This is a genomic window from Corynebacterium sp. (assembly GCF_022712195.1).
Taxonomy (GTDB): domain Bacteria; phylum Actinomycetota; class Actinomycetes; order Mycobacteriales; family Mycobacteriaceae; genus Corynebacterium.
Map to the genome: position 1 here is coordinate 1 of NZ_JALAGY010000022.1, position 4,296 is coordinate 4,296.

General features: G+C 68.2%; 6 protein-coding genes. 4 read left to right on the plus strand and 2 right to left on the minus strand.

The window, feature by feature from the left end; all coding sequences use genetic code 11:
* Positions 1-18 precede the first annotated feature (18 nt).
* Complete coding sequence (locus Q0A34_RS02710) at positions 19-345, plus strand: YbjQ family protein (RefSeq protein WP_291478230.1); 327 nt, start codon at positions 19-21, stop codon at positions 343-345.
* Positions 346-388: 43 nt separating this feature from the next.
* On the opposite strand, the gene Q0A34_RS02715 is transcribed toward Q0A34_RS02710, so the two are convergent.
* Positions 389-1,354 (minus strand): alpha/beta hydrolase-fold protein, encoded by a 966-nt coding sequence (locus tag Q0A34_RS02715; protein WP_291478231.1) that lies wholly within the window; start codon positions 1,352-1,354, stop codon positions 389-391.
* 164 nt (positions 1,355-1,518) lie between these two features.
* Between Q0A34_RS02715 and Q0A34_RS02720 the strand changes: the two genes are divergently transcribed.
* From Q0A34_RS02720 to Q0A34_RS02730, 3 genes are all read left to right on the plus strand, one after another.
* Complete coding sequence (locus tag Q0A34_RS02720; RefSeq protein WP_291478233.1) at positions 1,519-2,181, plus strand: VOC family protein; 663 nt, start codon at positions 1,519-1,521, stop codon at positions 2,179-2,181.
* A gap of 72 nt (positions 2,182-2,253) precedes the next feature.
* Positions 2,254-2,730 (plus strand): hypothetical protein, encoded by a 477-nt coding sequence (locus tag Q0A34_RS02725; RefSeq protein ID WP_291478234.1) that lies wholly within the window; start codon positions 2,254-2,256, stop codon positions 2,728-2,730.
* 267 nt (positions 2,731-2,997) lie between these two features.
* Positions 2,998-3,438 (plus strand): hypothetical protein, encoded by a 441-nt coding sequence (locus Q0A34_RS02730; protein WP_291478236.1) that lies wholly within the window; start codon positions 2,998-3,000, stop codon positions 3,436-3,438.
* 92 nt (positions 3,439-3,530) lie between these two features.
* On the opposite strand, the gene Q0A34_RS02735 is transcribed toward Q0A34_RS02730, so the two are convergent.
* Positions 3,531-4,296, minus strand: a 766-nt coding sequence (locus tag Q0A34_RS02735; RefSeq protein WP_291478242.1) for a cbb3-type cytochrome c oxidase subunit I, incomplete at its 5' end; no start/stop codon positions are given.

Genomic DNA, 4,296 nt, shown 5'->3' on the forward strand with positions numbered 1-4,296 from the left:
GCCACAAGGAGCACAGCCATGATCGTCACTACCACCAACACTGTCGAAGGCCAGACCATCACCGGGTACCTCCGCGTCGTCTCCGGGGAGACGATCGTGGGCATCAACATGTTCAAGGACATCGGCGCCGGATTCCGCAACATCGTGGGCGGCCGCAGCCGTGGCTACGAGGGCGAGGTCCTCCAGGCCCGCGAAGCCGCCCTCGGCGAGATGGTCCAGCGCGCCGGAGAAATGGGCGCCGACGCCATCGTCGGTGTCAGCCTGGACTACGAGAACCTCGGCCAGGGCGGCATGATGATGGTCAGCGCGTCCGGCACCGCCGTCACGCTCAGCGCCCGTTCCTGACCTTTCGGGGCCCACCACGCCGCACGGCCCCGGTCAAATGCGGTCAGATCCGGTCCATGAACGTGTACATGTTGCCCTGCTCGAAGGCCGCCCGACGCCAGGTGTCCCAGGCGTGGGCACCGATGATGTCGTACTTGAACTCGATGTTGTCCCGTCCCGCCAGCGCCGCACGCGCCTGGAACTCCGAGGTCATCACCATCGAGCCCGCCTCGAACGGACCACCGCGGACCACCGTCGCCACCGGGTCCGGACCAAGGTCACCGGCGAAGTTGGTGATCCCCGTCGACGCACTGACGATCACCGGCATGGTGAGGTTGTCGATGTTCAACGTGGGGTTGTTCTCGGCGCGCGACCCCTCGTCGCCCCACGGGCCGCGGTCATGGCCGCTGTTCAGCGTGGACGTCCCGTCCGTCACCGCCCGCTGCACAGGCATGCCCGGGTCGTAGAGTCCGCTCAACGCGTACACCGAGCTGTAGATGTCGGGGTGCTTGGACGCCAGGTTCATCGCGCCGTACGCCCCCGAGCTCAGCCCGGTGACACCGGTCGTGCCCCGGCCCCCGTTCGGCACCCCGAACTCGTGGTCCAGGTAGTCGGGCAGTTCCTTGCTCATGAAGGTCTCGAACTGCGCCGCCGGCACACCGTCCCAGTCCTGCACCCAGCTCCACGGGTCCATCGCAGGGAAGACGAGGGTGGCGTCCTCCCCCTCCAGGGCGTCCAGCGCCCCGCCGGCGGTGACCCACGCGTTGGTGTCCGTGGAGTCGGCACCGTCGATGAACTGGGCGACCTTCGGGTTCCCTTCGGTGTGGGACGGCCGTACCACGACCTTGAAGTCCCGGTCCATCGACGGCGAGTGCACCGAGCACTCCAGTGCCGGGGTGTCGCGGTACCGGGAGCATCCGGCGGGGTCCGCCGCGGCGGACGGCGCGACAGCAACGGAGGCGGTCACGCCCACGGCGGCCGCCAGGGCGGCCAGAATCTTCGGGTTCCGGTTCTTTCGGAAGTGTGTCATTCGGGGAATCCTCCTGTTCGTCGGCGACCGTACAAGCCGCCCGCCCGGAAAAGCGATGCCCCCGGGGGAATTGACAGCGAACGCCAACATCATGCGTCACTGCAGTTCACAGGGCATATCAGTTGTCACGGCGACACCTGCCCGATCGCCCTACACTCGGCACCATGAAGTTCCTCGAGATCACCCTCCCGGTCCAGGACCCCTCCCGGTGGGTCTCATGGATGTCGGAGCACCTCGAAACCCCGCCCGCCGGGGACCGCGCCGTCACCGTGGGCTGGACAACGCTACGCTTCGACGTTCCCCCGTCCCCCGACCCGGCAGCGGGGCGCGGCCACCACCTGGCCTTCACCGTCCCCACGGGCACCATCGGGGACGCCGCCGGCGACGTCGAGGCCGCCACCGGACGGCCCCTCCTGGACGACGACGGCGTCACCCTCATCGAACGGGGCGGCAACTGGGCCAGCAGGTCGGTCTACTTCACCGGGCCGGAGAACTCCGTCCTGGAGCTCATCGAGCACACCGACCGCGCCGCCCCGGAAACCCCCTCCGGGAAGGACGGCCCCGTACTGCTCGGCGTCGCCGAGATCGGCAGGGGCGTCCCCGACGTGGCCGAGGCAGGCGACGACCTGGCGGCACGCTACGGCGAGGCCCTCCCCCACGGATTCGGCGACCCCGGCCGCCACGTCATCGCCGCCTACGGGGACATCGACGGCGCGGTGGTGCTCGCCCGCGACGATCGCCCCTGGTACCCCACCGACGACATCCTTCCCGTCACCGCCGGGGCGCAGTTCGTGATCGGACGTCGCGGGGATGCAGATCGCACATAACTCTGGACAGGCTCCGGAACCTCCCCTACACTTCGCAGTCAGTAAGCCACCCCTCACACGAAAGGATCCACCATGAGTCTCTCCACCCTCCGCCTCTCCCGCCTGTCCCGCGCCGGCGTCGCCGCCGTCGCCCTGGCACCCGCCCTGGTCCTCGCCGCACCGGCCGCCGTCGCCGAGGACGCCGAGACCCCCGCAGCCGAGTCCTCCGCCCCCTCCACCTCCTCCGAGGAGAACACCGGCGACGACGCCGAGGGCTCCGCCGACGGTTCCCTGCCCGAGGGCATCGGCTCCGAGGACGCCGCATCCTCCCTCGGCGACGCGGACTGGTCGAAGGTCGCCGGCGTGATCAGCGACATCGTGGGCGGCGGCGTCTCCCTCGACACCATCCTGGACATCATCTCCCTGGTCAACGGTGAGGACGCCACGGTCGGCGACGTCATCGGTTCGGTCACCGGGTCCCTCGGCGGCGACGGGGACGAGGACGCCTCCGGTTCCGGCGACGCCGGTGACACCGACAACGCCGGCGACTCCACCGACGCTGCCGAGTAACAGACCTGCAGCCCCTCTTCCGGAGGTCACCGCACAGCGCGGTGGCCTCCTTTTTCCCGCTCATCGTCGTCATGCGCAGCCCCTGCGGCAGAGCGGCCGTCCGTGCGGCGGGAGCGGGACGGCGGAAGCGGGACGGCGGGGCCGGTAGCCCTCTCCACCTGTCGTGGTCGTCGTCGTCCTCCCCCGCCCCTCTCGCCCCTTGGACGGCTCCCACGCTGCGCTGCTATGGTTCGAGGTCCACCAGTTCACCTGAAGAAAGTATTGGCCATGGCACTCTCACCTGTCTCCCGCCGCCTCAAGGCCGGCATCGCCGCCGTCGTCGTCACCCCCGCCCTCGTCTTCGCACCCACGGCCGTCGCCGACTCGTCGAAGGACACCGGCACCTCCGCCGACTCCTCGCTGCCCGCGGATCTGGTCAGCAGCCTCAACGGCGAGAAGGCCGGTCCCTTCGACGCCGTCGGCAGCCTCGGTGAGATCAACGGCGGCGAGATCGGCGCCGCTGTCACGGTCGTCACCGCACTGCTCCAGGCAGGGGTGAGCGTGGGCGACATCATCACCATCTTCATGGCGCTGCAGGGTGCCGGCGTGAGCATCAGCGACATCATCGCGGTGTTCTCCTTCCTTGCGGAGAACCCGGCCGCCCTGAAGACGGTGCTCTTCCTCATCGAGAAGGGCTGGATCACGCAGATCCTCGCGCTCATCCGCTGACCCCGGCGCAAGCTCCGGACACACGTCGGCGCCGGTGGTCGGATGACCACCGGCGCCGTCGTCATGTCGCAGCCCCTCCGGGGCGTGGGAGTCTAGAAGTGGCGTCCCACGTGCGCTTCCTCACGGGCGGTCTTCACCATGTGCGGGTGGTGCAGCTCGAAGGCCGGACGCTCCGAACGGATCCTCGGCATCGAGGTGAAGTTGTGCCGCGGCGGCGGGCAGGAGGTAGCCCACTCCAACGAGTTGCCGTAACCCCACGGATCGTCCACGGTGACGACCTCACCGTAACGCCAGGACTTGAACACGTTCCACACGAACGGCAGCACCGAGACACCCAGCAGCAATGCTCCGACGGTGGACACCTGGTTCAGCACGGTGAACCCGTCGGAGTCCAGGTAGTCGGCGTAACGACGCGGCATACCCATGTTGCCCAGCCAGTGCTGCACCAGGAACGTCATGTGGAAGCCGACGAAGGTCAGCCAGAAGTGGATCTTGCCCAGCTTCTCGTCCAGCATCCGGCCGGTCATCTTCGGGAACCAGAAGTACACGCCCGCGAAGGACGCGAAGGCGACCGTCCCGTACAACGTGTAGTGGAAGTGCGCGACCACGAAATACGTGTCCGAGAGCTGGAAGTCCAGCGCCGGCGAGGCGAGCATGATGCCTGTCAGCCCGCCGAAGAGGAAGGTCACGAAGAAGCCGACCGCGAAGATCATCGGCGTCTCGAAGGTGATCCGCCCCTTCCACATCGTGCCCAGCCAGTTGAAGAACTTCATGCCGGTGGGCACGGCGATCAGGAAGGTCATGAAGCTGAAGAACGGCAGCAGCACCGCACCGGTGACGAACATGTGGTGCGCCCAC